Origin of the sequence: Arthrobacter sp. NPDC097144 (assembly GCF_044762205.1) — a bacterium.
Lineage (GTDB): Bacteria > Actinomycetota > Actinomycetes > Actinomycetales > Micrococcaceae > Arthrobacter_B.
Map to the genome: position 1 here is coordinate 1 of NZ_JBIWDW010000004.1, position 14,847 is coordinate 14,847.

General features: G+C 65.0%; 13 protein-coding genes. 7 read left to right on the forward strand and 6 right to left on the reverse strand.

Features of this window, described 5'->3' with window-relative positions; all coding sequences use genetic code 11:
* Positions 1 to 376: 376 nt before the first annotated feature.
* Both ACIQXM_RS09885 and menD read left to right on the forward strand, forming a co-directional pair.
* On the forward strand, positions 377 to 2,092 hold the full coding sequence (locus ACIQXM_RS09885; RefSeq protein ID WP_400930958.1) for a thiamine pyrophosphate-dependent enzyme: 1,716 nt from the start codon (positions 377 to 379) through the stop codon (positions 2,090 to 2,092).
* A gap of 203 nt (positions 2,093 to 2,295) precedes the next feature.
* Positions 2,296 to 4,032 (forward strand): 2-succinyl-5-enolpyruvyl-6-hydroxy-3-cyclohexene-1-carboxylic-acid synthase, encoded by a 1,737-nt coding sequence (gene menD, locus ACIQXM_RS09890; protein ID WP_400930960.1) that lies wholly within the window; start codon positions 2,296 to 2,298, stop codon positions 4,030 to 4,032.
* Positions 4,033 to 4,113: 81 nt separating this feature from the next.
* On the opposite strand, the gene ACIQXM_RS09895 is transcribed toward menD, so the two are convergent.
* The 5 genes from ACIQXM_RS09895 to ACIQXM_RS09915 form a co-directional block, all read right to left on the reverse strand.
* Positions 4,114 to 4,887 (reverse strand): amino acid ABC transporter ATP-binding protein, encoded by a 774-nt coding sequence (locus ACIQXM_RS09895; RefSeq protein WP_400930962.1) that lies wholly within the window; start codon positions 4,885 to 4,887, stop codon positions 4,114 to 4,116.
* A gap of 5 nt (positions 4,888 to 4,892) precedes the next feature.
* A complete protein-coding gene (locus ACIQXM_RS09900; protein ID WP_400930964.1) occupies positions 4,893 to 5,678 on the reverse strand; it encodes an amino acid ABC transporter permease in 786 nt (261 codons plus the stop codon).
* 88 nt (positions 5,679 to 5,766) lie between these two features.
* The gene (locus tag ACIQXM_RS09905) at positions 5,767 to 6,555 is read right to left on the reverse strand and encodes a transporter substrate-binding domain-containing protein (RefSeq protein WP_400930966.1); all 789 of its coding nucleotides are present in this window, start codon (positions 6,553 to 6,555) and stop codon (positions 5,767 to 5,769) included.
* Between the two features lie 142 nt (positions 6,556 to 6,697).
* On the reverse strand, positions 6,698 to 7,486 hold the full coding sequence (locus tag ACIQXM_RS09910) for a basic amino acid ABC transporter substrate-binding protein (protein ID WP_400930968.1): 789 nt from the start codon (positions 7,484 to 7,486) through the stop codon (positions 6,698 to 6,700).
* A gap of 156 nt (positions 7,487 to 7,642) precedes the next feature.
* On the reverse strand, positions 7,643 to 8,959 hold the full coding sequence (locus ACIQXM_RS09915) for an isochorismate synthase MenF (protein ID WP_400930970.1): 1,317 nt from the start codon (positions 8,957 to 8,959) through the stop codon (positions 7,643 to 7,645).
* Between the two features lie 138 nt (positions 8,960 to 9,097).
* Between ACIQXM_RS09915 and ACIQXM_RS09920 the strand changes: the two genes are divergently transcribed.
* The 5 genes from ACIQXM_RS09920 to ACIQXM_RS09940 all read left to right on the forward strand — a co-directional run bounded on the left by ACIQXM_RS09920 (position 9,098) and on the right by ACIQXM_RS09940 (position 14,329).
* Complete coding sequence (locus ACIQXM_RS09920; protein WP_400930972.1) at positions 9,098 to 9,805, forward strand: demethylmenaquinone methyltransferase; 708 nt, start codon at positions 9,098 to 9,100, stop codon at positions 9,803 to 9,805.
* Entirely contained in the window at positions 9,806 to 11,155 is a 1,350-nt protein-coding gene (locus ACIQXM_RS09925) for a geranylgeranyl reductase family protein (protein WP_400930974.1), read from the forward strand.
* A complete protein-coding gene (locus tag ACIQXM_RS09930; protein WP_400930976.1) occupies positions 11,148 to 12,209 on the forward strand; it encodes a polyprenyl synthetase family protein in 1,062 nt (353 codons plus the stop codon). The genes ACIQXM_RS09925 and ACIQXM_RS09930 overlap by 8 nt, the downstream gene beginning before the upstream one ends.
* A 46-nt stretch (positions 12,210 to 12,255) precedes the next feature.
* Positions 12,256 to 12,702 (forward strand): MarR family winged helix-turn-helix transcriptional regulator, encoded by a 447-nt coding sequence (locus ACIQXM_RS09935; RefSeq protein ID WP_400930978.1) that lies wholly within the window; start codon positions 12,256 to 12,258, stop codon positions 12,700 to 12,702.
* Positions 12,703 to 12,865: 163 nt separating this feature from the next.
* Positions 12,866 to 14,329, forward strand: a complete 1,464-nt coding sequence (locus ACIQXM_RS09940) for an MATE family efflux transporter (RefSeq protein WP_400930980.1) — start codon at positions 12,866 to 12,868, stop codon at positions 14,327 to 14,329.
* 19 nt (positions 14,330 to 14,348) lie between these two features.
* On the opposite strand, the gene ACIQXM_RS09945 is transcribed toward ACIQXM_RS09940, so the two are convergent.
* Complete coding sequence (locus tag ACIQXM_RS09945; RefSeq protein WP_400930982.1) at positions 14,349 to 14,840, reverse strand: HIT family protein; 492 nt, start codon at positions 14,838 to 14,840, stop codon at positions 14,349 to 14,351.
* Between the last annotated feature and the right edge of the window lie 7 nt (positions 14,841 to 14,847).

The following is a 14,847-nucleotide window of genomic DNA, read 5'->3' on the forward strand; positions in this document are numbered from 1 at the left end:
CCGTAGGTCGGATGAGTGTGGTAACCCATATCGAACCGGAGACCCTCGCCTATTTAACTTTTGCCACGCCGTTCACAACCACCGTAAGAGTTACAACTAGCGGCAGAGCCGGCGGGAAGCAGAAGCGGGAACCGCAAGGTTCCCGCTTCTGCCCGTTAAGCGGCCGTGCGGCGGGGGATCGTTGGGGCAGAGGGGCGGCCTGGTGTGGCCTGGATTGGCCTGGTCCCGGCCATCGGCACACTTCCCCCGGGTGGCCGGCGCGGCAGTTACTCTGATCCGACCCTGGCCCCGCCGCATGCGCCGGGACAAGGGACAACACCAGCCGTGGATGACACTGCGGCTTAGACCGATGTATCCGAGCAACGAAAGCGACTAGATGACAATGACGTCAGTGCTGCCTCAGGCATCCTCCATTTCCCGCGTGCCGGCTCTCTCCCATCCGGGACCGGCCGATGCCCCGGCAACAAAGTCGGCAGGCCACGTCATTGTTGATTCACTATCAGCGCATGGGGTGGAGCGGGCCTATGTGGTGCCGGGCGAGAGCTTCCTCGATGTGTTGGACGGACTGCATCATTCGTCGATTGAAACCGTCGTGTGCCGGCACGAGGGCGGGGCCGCCTACATGGCCGAGGCCGCCGGCAAGATGCAGCAGCTGCCGGGCATCGCCATGGTCACCCGCGGGCCGGGCGCCGCGAACGCGCACGTTGGCCTGCACACGGCCTGGCAGGATTCCACTCCCATGGTGCTCTTTGTGGGACTGATCCCGTTTGAGCACCGGGACCGCGAAGCGTTTCAGGAATTCGATATCAAGGCCTGGTTCGACACCGGAGCCAAGCGCGTTATGGTGCTGGACCACGCCGAGCGGGCGTCCGAAATTGTGGCCGAAGCGATCTTCGCCGCCATGAGCGGCCGTCCTGGCCCCGTCGTCGTCGGACTTCCTGAAGACATCATCCGGCAGGAAATCAGCGCGGTGCTGCATCCGCCGATTCCCGTTGCCCCGGGCGGCATGACCGTGACGGACTGGAAAGCCCTCAAAGCCGCCCTGAAGGAAGCAGACAAACCGCTGTTTGTCACCGGCGGCAATGACTGGACGCAGGAAGGAGCAGACGCCCTTACCCGGTGGCTGGAGGACCATCACCTCCCGGCCGCCGCCGAGTGGCGGTGCGAAGGCACGGTGCCGTTCGACTCACCCTCCTACGTGGGGCCGATCGGGTACGGCCGGCCGAAGCCGACCTATGACCTGTTGGAAGAGACCGATCTGCTGGTTTTTGTAGGCACCGTGCCCGGCGATGTGATCACTGACGGATTCCTGGTACGCCAGGACTGGACCAACAAGAATTTCCTCGTCACGATTGACCCCTCAATGCGGGGCCGGTCCGGACCTGTTTCCTACCAGATCGTCGCCAAACCGGACGTCTTTGTCCGTGACCTGGTGCTGATGGATCTGCCGGTCAAGGATGAGTGGAAGGCATGGACCTCGCGGATGCGCCGCGAACAGGAGGCGTTCTCCGCCCTGCCGCCGGCTGCTCCCGGAAACGGCCAGGCGCGGATGGACACCCTGATGGCCCATCTGGTGCCGATGCTGCCGGATGATGCCATGATCACCCTGGGCGCCGGTGAGCACACCAACTGGGCCCACCGCTATTTCCCCACCAAGACTTATGCCTCCATGGTCAGCGCCCGCAACGGGTCCATGGGTTATTCCGTTCCGTCGGCGGTCGCCGCGTCGCTGACCTACCCCGGCCGGCGCGTCGTGACCATCGCCGGAGACGGTGAGTTCCTGATGAACGGCCAGGAGCTGGCCACCGCCGCCCAATACGGGGCAACCCCGCTGGTGATCGTGATGGACAACCAGGAGTACGGCACCATCCGCACCCACCAGGAACGCCACTACCCGAACCGGGTTTCGGGTACCCAGCTGAAAAACCCTGAGTTCGCGCTCATGGCCCAGGCCTTTGGCGGTTTTGGCATCAAGGTGGAGCACGACGCCGATGTTCCCGCCGCCGTGGAGGCTGCGCTTCGAGCCATCGACGAGGAGAAGATCTTTGCGCTCATCCACCTGGTTGTCGAGCAGCGGGTTCGGGCCTACTGAGGAAGGCGTGCAGCGGGTAGTCACGTCCCGTCGGGCGGAGGTCCTTCCCCGGGGGAATAAGCCAACGCATCCGGGGCCGGGCTGGCTTGAAAGGGAAAGCCCGGCAGGCAACGGCGCTAACCGCGGGGTAAAGGGCGCCGCAAACAGGCACCGGGCAAGCCTCCGTTCGTGTGTGCCCGGGTCCCAAACCCTAGGATGGAACAGTGACCGGATCCTCGAAGTCCCCCAGCCTGACCCCATCCGCCCGCAGCACTGAACCGAATGCGGCAACCAGCCTCAGCTCGCTGCAGGCGGCCCGCTCCGCGGTTTCCGCGCTGGCAGCCGCGGGGGTGACCGACGTCGTCGTCGCCCCCGGCTCACGCAGCGCGCCGCTGGCCTACGCACTGGCGGAGGCCGAAGTGCAGGGCCGGGTCCGGGTCCATGTGCGGATCGATGAAAGGGTCGCCGGGTTCACCGCCCTCGGCCTGGCCCGGGGCGGGCACCGTCCCGCCGCCGTTGTCACCACCTCCGGAACGGCGGTGGGAGAACTGGTTCCGGCCGTGATGGAGGCTCACCACTCCGGTGTTCCCCTGGTGGTGCTTTCTGCGGACCGGCCCGCTGAACTGCACGGCACGGGCGCCAACCAGACCACCGTCCAGCCCGGTATTTTCGCGCAGTTCCCCGCTGCGGCCGCTGACGTTAGGGCCGGGGAGGATCCTGCCGGCGCCATTGCCGCTGCCTTTGGCCGGGTGGGTGCGGAAACGCCCGCCGGACCGATCCACATCAACCTGCAGTTCCGCGACCCGCTGATTCCGCAGGCCGGCGACGAAGGGGAGCTGCCCGCGGTGGACGACGACGGCGGTACCGCCGTTGCCCCGCCCTCCGAACCCGCCGCCACCGGCCGGGAAGCATCAGCGCTGAACCGCTCCGGTGTGCACCGAACCGTGGTGGTGGCCGGCGACGGTGCCGGAGAGATTGCGGCACTGTTTGCCCAGCGGGCAGGCCTGCCGCTGCTGGCGGAGCCCTCTTCCAATGCCCGTTTCGGGCCCAATGCGATCGGCGCGTACCGGCTGCTGCTGGAAGAACTCGGTCCGGACATTGAACGGGTGGTTGTCTTCGGCCGGCCCACCCTCTCCCGGCCGGTGGCCGGGCTGCTGGCCCGCCGCGACGTCGAAAAAGCCCTGTATGTGCCGCGCCCGGTCAACTGGTTCACGCCGGGCCGCCGGCCTGAAACCGTCATCACGGATCTGGGCGGGCTCTTCGATTTCGCCGGCGCCGGAGCACCGGGCTGGCTGCGGCGCTGGCAGGACGCATCAGCGGCCGCCATGGCCGCGGTGTCGGACCTGCTCGAGGCGGAACCCGAACTCACCGGACTGCACGTGGCGGATCTGGTCTGGGACCATGCGGACGGGAACCTGGTGCTCGGCTCATCCAACACCATCCGGGACATGGACCTGGTGGCCGCCCCGGACTGGCATCCGCTGGACGTCTATGCCAACCGCGGGCTGGCCGGGATTGACGGCACCATCTCCACCGCCGCCGGCATTGCCCTGGCCAACGGCATTCCCACCCGGCTGCTGATCGGGGACCTGACCTTCCTGCATGACGCCGGCGCCCTGCTCCTGGGGACCGGAGAACCGGAACCGGATCTGCAGATTGTGGTGCTCAACGACACCGGCGGCGGTATTTTCTCCCTGCTGGAACACGGGGAACTGGGGGAGCGCAAGGAATACGGAGCCGCCGTCGAGCGCTTCTTCGGCACCCCGCACACCGCCAACCTGGCCGCATTGGCCGCCGGCTACGGCGTTCCCCACCGGCTGGTGCACAGCATCGATGAGCTCGACGCCGCCCTGGACGCCCCGGTGTCCGGCCGCTCCATCATTGAGGTTCCGGTGCGGCGCAGCTCGCTGCGGAACCTGCATGCACGGGTCAAAGACGCGGTGAACGCCGTACTGGCCTGACCCGGCCGGCCGCTAAAGACAAACAGCAGCGCTCCCGCACTTTCCAGTGCGGGAGCGCTGCTGTTGTTACGGATGAAACCGCTAGAGCACTTTGGAAAGGAACTCGCGGGTGCGCGGGTGCTGCGGGTTGTCCAGCACTTCGCCGGGGGTCCCCTGCTCCACGACAACACCGCCGTCCATGAAGACCACGCGGTCGCCCACCTCGCGGGCAAAGCCGATCTCGTGCGTCACCACCATCATCGTCATTCCTTCTTCGGCCAGCTGGCGCATGACGGCGAGGACGTCGCCCACCAACTCGGGGTCCAGGGCGGACGTCGGCTCATCAAAAAGCATCATGTCCGGATCCATGGACAGCGCCCGGGCGATGGCTACGCGCTGCTGCTGTCCGCCCGAGAGCTGGGCGGGGAAGGCATCGCCGCGGTCCGCCAGGCCAACCTTGGCCAGGTTCCTGCGGGCGACTTCCTCGGCCTCAACCTTGCCGCGCTTCTTGGCCCGGCGCTGGGCCAGGGTGAGGTTCTTCAGCACGTTCAGGTGCGGGAAGAGGTTGAACTGCTGGAACACAATGCCGATCCGGGTGCGGACCTTGTCCAGGTCCGTCTCGGGGTCGGTGATGTCCACGCCTTCCACCAGGATGGTGCCGCTGGTGGGCTCCTCGAGGCGGTTGACGCAGCGCAGCAAAGTGGACTTGCCGGAACCGGACGGGCCGATCACGCAGACCACTTCGCCCTGGTCCACATGGAAGTCGATGCCCTTGAGCACCTCGTTGGAACCGAAGCTCTTGTGCAGGTCGCGCACCTGGATGGCGGGCACTGCGTTGCTGGCGGCGGCGGGGGAGCTGGTTGCTTCAGTGCTCATGACCTTCACCGGCCTCTCTGGTTGTGTCGTTCAAGCCGTGCCACGAGCTGTGTCAGCGGCAGCGTAATGATCAGGTACATCAGGGCGGCCAGCACCAGCGGGGTGGCGTTGGCGTTCTGCGAGACTGCATCGCGGGCAAAGGTGGTGAGTTCCCGGTCGCCCAGCGCCATGCCGGCGATGAACAGCAGTGAAGTGTCCTTGATCAGGATGACCAGTTCGTTGGTCAGCGGCGGAGTGATGATGCGGAAGGCCTGCGGCAGGGTCACCGAGACCATCGTCCAGGCCGGGCCCATGCCCAGGGAACGGGCGGCTTCGATCTGGCCTGCGGGAACAGCCTGGATGCCGGCGCGGATGGTTTCGGCGATGTAGGCTGCCGAGACCACGATCAGGGCAATCAGGCCGGCACCGGCGTTGCCGCCCGGCGGACGCCAGGAGAAGGCAATCGGCACCGCGAAGGCAAAGGCAAAGATCACCAGCAGGGCCGGAAGTCCGCGGAAGATTTCAATGTAGGCAGTGGCGGCCCAGCGGTAGGGCGCCACGGGAGAGAGCTTCATCAGGGCCAGGATGAGGCCCAGCGCCAATCCGCCGGCAAAGGCTATGGCGGTGTAGATGATCGTGTTCTTGGCAGCCACGGTGATGATCGTCGGGAAGGCCTTCTTGGCCACCTCGGGATCAAAGAAGTTCACCCCGATGGCTTTCCAGTCCGCGAGGAAGACTATGGCAGCGATGACCAGGATGAAGACGGCATACAGGACTCCCCGGAAGAGGAGTCTGCGGGTGGACGGTTTCAAGATGGAGCCTTCCGGGGAAGATGTATGTGGCGCCGTCCCGGATCGGTTCTGATCCGGGACAGCGGAACGTTCAGTGCTTTGTCAGTGCTTAGTCAGCGAAATACGAGTCGTAGATTTCGGTGTACTTCCCGTTGTCTCGCAACTCGGTCAGCTGGGTGTTGATTTGTTCGACCAGTTCGGTGTTGCCCTTCTTGGCGGCAAAGCCGTAAGACTCGTCGGTCGGGTACTCCTCGACAATATCGAAGGCACCGTCCTTGGTGTGGTTCGCATTGACGGCAATGTCCTGCAGGATCACGTCAATGCTGCCGGCCTTGATGGCCTGGAACATCTCGCCGTCGCCGGGGTATTCGATGATCTCGGCGTCCTTGGTGTTTTCCTTGGCATAATCCGCGCCGGTGGTGGACTGCTGTACGCCTACCGTCTTGCCGGCCAGGTCATCAATTCCCTTGATGTCGGAGCCTGCCGGAACCAGAAGAGTCTGCACCGAATCAAAGTAGGAGTCAGTGAATTCGATGTTCTGGGCACGCTCCTCCGTGATGGTGATGGCGCTGGCGCTGATGTCGCACATTCCCGCGTTCACCGCGGTACCGCTCTGGATAGCTTCAAACCCCTGCTGCTGGATTTCCACGTCCAGATCCATGCCGGCGCCGATCGCCTTCATCAAATCGATGTCGAAGCCGGTGTATTCGCCGTTTTCCTCATACTCGAAAGGCTCAAAAGGAATCTCGGAGCACACCGTCAGGGTGCCTTCGGATACCAGGCCAAGCCCGGCATCACCCGTGCCCTCGGCCGTTGAATCGTCACCGCCGCAGGCGGTCAGTGCCAGGGCGCTCAGTGCTACAGCGGTGAGCGCGGTTCTGCGTGCTTTGTTCAGCATGGATCTACAACCTTTTCGTGGACGGAGCCAGTGGCGATTGCCCCTTCATAAACAGATGAAAGCAATCTAGATTCTACGCACGTCATATTTCATTAAGATGAATACTCCCGCGCGCCGGGCCCCGTCCTGCCGAGTCAGGTATTTATTCGGTGAAGTACTCGTCGTAGATTTCCTGGTACTTTCCGTTGCTGCGCATCTCGGCCAGCTGGGCATTGATTTCCTTGATCAATTCCTCGCTGCCGTCCTTTTTGGCGGCCAGTCCGTAGGACTCTCCGGTGGGGTAGGTTCCCGCGATGCTGAACTTTCCGCCGTCGGTGTGGTCGAGGTTGACGGGCAGGTCCTGGAGGACGCCGTCAATGGTGCCGGCCTGCAGTGCCTGGAACAGCTCGCCGTCGGTCTGGAACGCGAGGACCTCGGCGCTGTCCGGGGCGTTGTCCCGGGCGTAGGTCTCTCCGGTGGTGCCCTGCTGGATGCCGATCTTCTTGCCGGCCATGTCTTCCAGCGAGGCGGCCGGCGAATCGGCGGGAACGAGCAGCGACTGCAGGGAGTCGTAGTAGGGGTCGGAGAAAGCCAGGTTGGCCGCGCGCTCTTCGGTGATGGTGACGGCGGCGGCAATGATGTCACACTGGTTGGCGGCCAGGACGGTCCCGCTCTGCAGGCCGTCGAAGCTGGCGTTCTGGACTTCCATTTCCAGGCCCATGCCGGCTGCGATCTCGCGGCTGAGATCCATGTCGAAACCGGTGTATTCACCGTCTTCGCCAACATATTCGAAGGGCTCGAAGGGGACATTCGAGCACACCGTCAGTGTGCCCTCGTTGACCAGGGGAGCCCCGGATTCTGTTTCCGCTGCGCCGCCGCCGCTGCAGGCGGTTGCGGTCAGGGCGGCGACGGCCAGAACGGCCGACAATGCGGTGCGGGCTTTGAACTGCATGGGAGTTAGAACCTCAGATCGGAAGGACGGGGCCGGCTCCGGTGAGCCGGCGCAGCTGCCTTGGTGGGCGATGCATAGTTATGCACGCTCACTCAATTATACGCACTCCGAGGCGATGTATATACACAACCTTCGTCACACCGTCAAGGGTGCCTCTTAAAGTCTAGGAGCAGGGCGGACGCGGTCCAGGTCCAGGGCTTCCAGCATCGGCCGGAACTTGCTCCAGGTCTCGGCCAGTTCCGCGGCCGGATTGGAGCCGGCGACGATGCCGCAGCCTGCATAAAGGCGCACGGTGCGGGGATCTTCGATCACGGCGCCGCGCAGCGCGATGCCCCACTCTCCGTTGCCCGCCGCGTCCATCCATCCCACGGGTCCCGCGTACGGTCCGCGGTCCATGTGTTCAAGTTCGCTGATCAGCTCGCCGGCCACGCTCGTGGGGAAACCGCACACCGCCGCAGTGGGGTGCAGCGCTTCCACCAGCGCGAGAGATGTGGGGATCCCGCCGTCGGGCCCGGGAGCCAACTCGGCGGCAACATCCGAGGCCAGATGCCACACATTGGGCAGTTCCAGGACAAAGGGTTCGCTGTGCGAGGTCATGGAAGAGGTGAAGGGCAGCAGCTGGCGGGTGAGCGAATCAATCGCGATCTGATGTTCGTGGCGCTGCTTGTCGGAGCCGACCAGCACCCGCTGCGGATACCCGGGGTCGTCAGCGGGGGCCGTGGCGCGGTCCAATGTTCCGGCCAGGACCCGGGCGCGGGCAACGCCGTTCTCCACTTTGATCAGCATCTCCGGCGTGGAGCCAATCAATCCGTCCACGGAATAGGTCCAGCAGCTGCTGTAACGCAGGGCCAGTTCCCGCAGGACCTGCGCTGCGGACACCGGAGAGGTGAGGGAGGCCACGATGTCACGGGCCAGCACAATCTTGCTGAGGTCCCCGGCGCTGATGTGCGCCACCGAGCGGGTGACGGCGTTCTTCCACTCGGCTTCGCTGAGGACGCCGGGCAGCAGGCGGTCACCGGTGTCCGGTTCACGGGCAGGCGGGAGGGCGTCCAGATGCAGGGCGAGGGCTGCCTGCGCGGACGCCAGGCTCAGCTCGGCATCAGGGTCCGCAGTGGTCTGGGTAATCCAGGCGACGCCGTCCCGGGAACCGACCACGATCTCCGGCACGATCAGCCGGGATTCAAAGGGGGAACGCTTGGAAAAAGCGAACGAGCCAAATGCTGCCAGCCCGCTGCCGGGGACGGACAGCGGATCATCGATCTTGGCGTCGGAAGCAACCTTCAGCCACCACTGCTGGGCATCGGCAAACCGCTCGGGCCCGGTGGCGGTGAAGCGGGCCGCTTCTCCGAAGCCCACCAGCCCCTCACCGCTGCGTATCCAGGCAAGCTGGTCGTTGAGGACCAGATACTCCAGCAGCCCGATTGTGGCGGACAATTCACCAAGGGGCACGGTCAGGGAACGCAGGGTGGTCATAATGACTCCAGCCTACTCCTCGCGACGGCATGCCCGGGCGTGCTTTCGGCGCCGCTGCGGGGGACGGGGCTCCCGTCCGTGAGGCGAAAGACACGGCACGCGTTCGGTCCCTTGGACATTCTTTGAGACAATGATCGAGTGAAGCGCGCATCGTTGGAAAAACGCCCGGATGAAGTCGCTGCCATGTTTGATGACGTGGCACCGAAATACGACATCGTTAATGACGTGCTGTCCATGGGACAGACCCGCCGCTGGCGCCGCCTGGTGGTGGATGCCGTAGGTGCCCAGCCCGGACAGCGGGTGCTGGACCTGGCCGCCGGGACCGGCACATCAAGTGAACCGTACGCGGATGCCGGCATTGATGTGGTTGCCTGCGACTTCTCGCTGGGCATGCTGAAGGTGGGCAAGCGCCGCCGTCCGGACATCGATTTTGTTGCCGGTGACGCCACCAACCTGCCGTTCGAGGACAACTCCTTCGACGCTTCCACCATCTCCTTCGGCCTGCGCAACGTGAACGAGCCCAAGAAGGCGCTCGCCGAAATGCTCCGGGTGACCAAGCCCGGCGGACGCCTCGTGATCGCCGAATTCTCTTCCCCCACCGTGCCCGGCTTCCGCACCGTCTACACGGAATACCTGATGCGGGCACTGCCCGCCATTGCCCGCAAGGTGGCCTCCAACCCGGATGCCTATGTTTACCTCGCCGAGTCCATCCGCGCCTGGCCCAACCAGGACGGACTGGCCACCTGGATCTCGGAAACAGGCTGGGACAACGTGGCGTACCGGAACCTCACCGGCGGCATTGTGGCTATCCACCGCGCCGTGAAGCCGGGTAGGACAGCCGTCTAAGTGAAGGTCCTCATTGTTGGAGCCGGCCCGGCCGGGTCCACCGTGGCTTATTACCTTGCCCGTGCCGGCGTGGATGTCACGGTTCTGGAAAAGACTGCCTTTCCACGGGAAAAGGTGTGCGGCGACGGACTGACGCCCCGCGCCGTCCGCGAAATCCAGCTCCTGGGCCTGCCTCATGAGGAGTCCGAGGGCTGGCGCCGCAACAAGGGCCTGCGCCTGATCGCCGCTGGCCGGACCGTTGAACTGCCCTGGCCGGTGCTTTCCAATTTCCCCGATTACGGGTTGATCCGCACCCGGCTGGGCTTCGACGAGGCCCTCGCCCGGCACGCCCAGGACGCCGGTGCTCGCATCCTGGAACGCCATTCGGTGACGTCCGCTCTCCGCGGCGACGACGGCCGGGTCACCGGCGTGACGGCCAACGTGCTCGACGACGCCGGCCGGCGCACCGGGGAAACTCGGGAGTTCTTTGCCGACGTGGTGCTGGCGGCGGACGGCAACTCCAGCCGCACAGCGCTCAGCCTCGGCATCGAAAAGCGAGACGACCGGCCGCTGGGCGTTGCCGTCCGCACGTACTTCCAGAGCCCGCGCACCAACGATGACTGGATGGAAGGCTGGCTGGAACTGCCCGACGCCGCCGGAAACCCCCTGCCCGGCTACGGCTGGGTGTTCGGCGTGGGAGACGGCACATCCAATGTGGGTCTGGGCATCCTGAACTCCTCCAAGGAATTCGGCAAGCTGGACTACCGCAAGGTCCTGCGTGACTGGACCGACGGCATGCCTGCCGAGTGGGGGTTCACGCCGGAAAACCAGGTGGGGGAGATCCGCGGCGCAGCGCTGCCGATGGGCTTCAACCGCACTCCGCACTACTCACCGGGCCTGCTGCTGCTTGGCGATGCCGGCGGCATGGTCAGCCCGTTCAACGGCGAGGGCATCTCCTACGCGATGGAATCCGCACGGTTCGCGGCGGACTTTATTGTGGCCGCCGAAGCCGAGGCACGTACTCCGGGAATCCTGTCCGCCCCGGCAGCCTTCGACCACCGGCTCTCGGGCTACGCGGACCACATCCGCGCAGAGTGGGGAAGCCACTTCACCCTGGGCCGGATCTTCGCCGGATTGATCGGCAAACCGGCCATCATGAAGCTTGCCCTGCGCACCGGAATGCCTCTTCCCGTGCTGATGAAGTTTGTGGTGCGGATGCTGGCCAACCTCACGGACCGCACTGACAAGGGTTTGGAGGATAGAGTTATTGCCGTCCTGGAAGCACTTGTCCCGGCAGCCTCGAACCAAGACGGGCCCTCCCGCCCGCAGTCCAACCCGCTCCGACGAAAAGTTAGTTCACACCGTGACTGAATCCTCGAACACCAGCCCGGATATTGCCGCTGACGACGCCTCGCCCGCCCTGCCGGCAGGATTTGCGCTTATTGCCGAAGACCCCCAGCTGGGCCCTTCCATTGCCGCGTCCCTGGAACTGGTGGAAACCCGGCTGCTGGAAGCGATCACCAACGCCGATCCCTTCGCCGATGCGACTTCGCGCCACCTGGCCCAGGCCGGCGGCAAGCGGATCCGCCCGCTGTTGGCGCTGCTGGCCTCCCACCTGGGTCCCGAGCCGGTGAACGACGCCGTCATCCAGGCCGCCGTGGTTGTTGAACTGACGCATCTGGCCACGCTCTACCACGACGACGTCATGGACTCCGCGCCGATGCGCCGCGGTGCGCCCACCGCTCACGAGGTCTGGGGAAACTCGGTGGCCGTGCTGACCGGAGACCTGATTTTTGCCCGTGCCTCCTCGCTGGTGTCCGAGCTCGGCGGCGAAGCCCTGGGTATTCAGGCCCGCACCTTTGAGCGGCTGTGCATGGGCCAGCTGCATGAAACGGTGGGACCGCGTGAAGGCCAGGATCCGCTGGAACATTATTTGTCCGTCATCTCCGGCAAAACAGCGTCGCTGATTGCGGCCGCCGGAGAGTTCGGCTCGCTCTTCTCCGGTGCGGACCGCCAGGCCATCAACGTGATGGTGGAGTACGGCGAGAAGGTGGGCACCGCGTTCCAGCTGGCCGACGACGTCATTGACGTCACCGGCCTCGAGGCCAAATCAGGCAAGACCCCGGGCACCGACCTGCGTGAAGGCGTCCCCACGTTGCCGGTGCTGCTGCTGCGCCGCAACGCCGCTGCCGGTGACGCCGACGCGGCCGCCGTCCTGGAACTGGTGGACGGAGACCTGAGCTCGGATGACGCACTGGACGCCGCCGTGCGTGCGCTGCGTGCGAACCCGGCCACGGCCGAGGCCTGGGCCGTAGCCCGGCAGTGGTCCGACGAAGCCGTTGCCGCGCTTCAGCCGCTGCCGGACACCGTGGTCAAGCAGGCACTGGCCAGCTTTGCCGTGGCCGTAGTGGAGCGGGACGTCTAGGGTCAAACCTTTGACAGTTTGATTTCTAATGGTTAGAGTTCTAATCATGAAAACTCCACAGCGCCCTGCAGAGACAAGCCTGGAACTGATCCGCTGGGTCGGTTGGGCGCAGCGCAAGGCCGCCGAGGAATGGATCCGCGAACGGGAACTCAGCCACGAGCAGGCCTTTGTGCTGGGCTATGTGGCACAAAACCCCGGTGTGGTGCAGCGTGAAATTGCCGAAATCAGCCGCACCACCCCTGCCAGCGTCACCAGCCTCCTGCAAGGCCTTGAGCGCCGCGGACTCTTGGAGCGACGGGCGGACAGCGCCAACGGACGGATCAAACGTGCCTTTGCCACGGCATCCGGCGCGGAGCTTATTGCTGGTTTTGACGACGCCATGGCTGCAGCGGACGCAGCTATCCTGTCACCCCTGAATGAAACCGAACAGGCTGCACTTCATCGGCTGCTGACAAAAGTCACCGCCGAAATACCTCCGCCCTCCCGGACCTAGTCCCAGTACCTAGCCCCGTTCGCGGACCGTATCTGCTCCGCGAATGGCACGTCTTCCCGTTTCCTTTTTACCCGGCGCGCCCCCGCTGCTCTTTCGGCGCGCCCAAAAACTCCTCTTCGGGCCGATCCCCGGGGCGGATCCGCCTGCCCGGAAAGGAGCAGCCATGAGCACTGCACACCCCGAGGACCTTCCGCCCCTGCGGGAGGCCAACGCCTCCGCAGCGACGGAGCACGGCTCCAACCGCTGGTATCTCTCCAGTGCACCAATCGTCAGGGCGCTGGTGCATCTGTGTGTACCGATGGCGGCAGCGCTGATTGTCAGTGCCGTCTACAACCTCATCAACGCCGGAGTCATCGGTGCAGTCCACAACACTGCGCTGCTGGCCGCAGTCACTCTGGGATCACCCGTGCTGGGACTGATCATGGCAATCGGCGACCTGTTCGGCACCGGAGGCGGTTCATTGATTTCCCGGCTGCTGGGAGCCTCCGAACACGATCCGGCGAAGGCCGGCGAGATCAAACGGGTGGCGTCCTTCGCTGTTCTTGGTGCATTTGGTGCCGGGGTGGTGATGGGCGGCGCCGGGCTGCTGGCGCTGGACCCGGTAGTCAGCCTTCTGGGCGCCGAGGGGGCGGCGGTTCCAGCAACCAGGGCCTATGTAGGCGTGATGCTCGCCTTCCTCCCGGTTTTTGCTGCCGCGTTTTGCCTGGAGCAGATTATGCGATCGGAGGGGGCGGCGCGGCAGGTCATGATCGGGCTGGTCGCATCCACTGCTGCGAATCTTGTCCTGGACGTCCTGTTTGTCCTCGTCCTGCACTGGGGTGTTGCGGGGGCCGCTCTGGGAACGGGGCTGGCGAATCTTGGCGTTGCCGTGTATTTCATACTGTGGCTGCACCGGCACAGCGAGCACGTAGTTGTGTCGCCGCGATGGTTCACGCTCGCGCCGGCCAAACCGGTTCTCGGTGTGGGGGCTGGCACCCTTGTCCAGTCGGGGTTTCTCATCGTCACCTCGCTTGTCCTGAACAACCTTGCCTCCGCCTACGGGGACGGTCCGCTGGCAGCGATGGGAGTTGCTGTCCGGATCGCCCAGGTCCCCGAGTTCCTGGTCATGGGCATTACCCTCGGAATCCTGCCGCTGCTGGCCTACAGCTACGGGAAAGGCGACCGTCATCGCTTTGCCGTGGCGCTTCGTGCCGCCGCCCTGACCGTGGGAGGCATCGCCGGACTGTTCCTCCTGGGGGGTTTTGCCTTCCGAACCCAAATTGTTGAGGCCTTCATCTCCGACCCCTCCGTGCTGAGCATCGGCGTCACTATCCTCACCGCTCAGCTGGTCGCCATGCTGGCAAACGGCTTCACCGGCCTGCTTACCTCCGTGTTTCAGGCCACGGGACAGGCACTCGCCGCCACGGTCACCTCTGCAACCCACGGCGTCCTGTTCATCCCGGTGGTTCTGCTTGGAAATCTCTGGTTCGGGCTGGGCGGGATCATCTGGTCCCTGACCCTGACTGAAGGTTCCGCGCTCCTGGTGGGACTGACCATGTGGTTCATCTGCCGGAGGGCAATAAACCGCGGAATGTCAGACGGGACTCCGGAACGTGGAGAGGCCGTGCTGCGGGGCGGTGATGAGTAGAGCCCGCTTGGGGTGCTCCCTACAGGACGGCCCGGAGCTCGGCAGCCTTGCGAGCCCGGACGGCTGGCGGCACGATGGGCCGCTTCGGCGTGAAGTACAGTCCGTCATCGGTCCAGCGGGGCAGCACATGCTGGTGGTAGTGCCACACATGCTGGCTGCCCGCGGGCTCGTTGTGCTGCCGGGTGGTCACGCCGTCGGGCCGCCAGGCCTTCTTGATGGCCACAGCCATGTCCCGGGTGACGAGCATGATGCGGGCCGCGACGTCGTCGGGCAGTTCGTAGAGCAGCTCAAAGTGCTCCCGCGGGGTCACCAGGACATGGCCCGGCTCCGGATCAAAGCCGTGCGAAGCGATGAACGCCAGGACAAGGTCATCGGAATACACCAGGTCCCCGGGCTCGCAGAGGTTCCCGGGGGAGGAGAAATCCCCGGATGCCATGTCGCAGAACGGACACTGGTAGTTTTCCGGCGCGTGGCTGGGCCACACATTGTCAACGGTGCCGGGCTGCTGCATTCAGGTT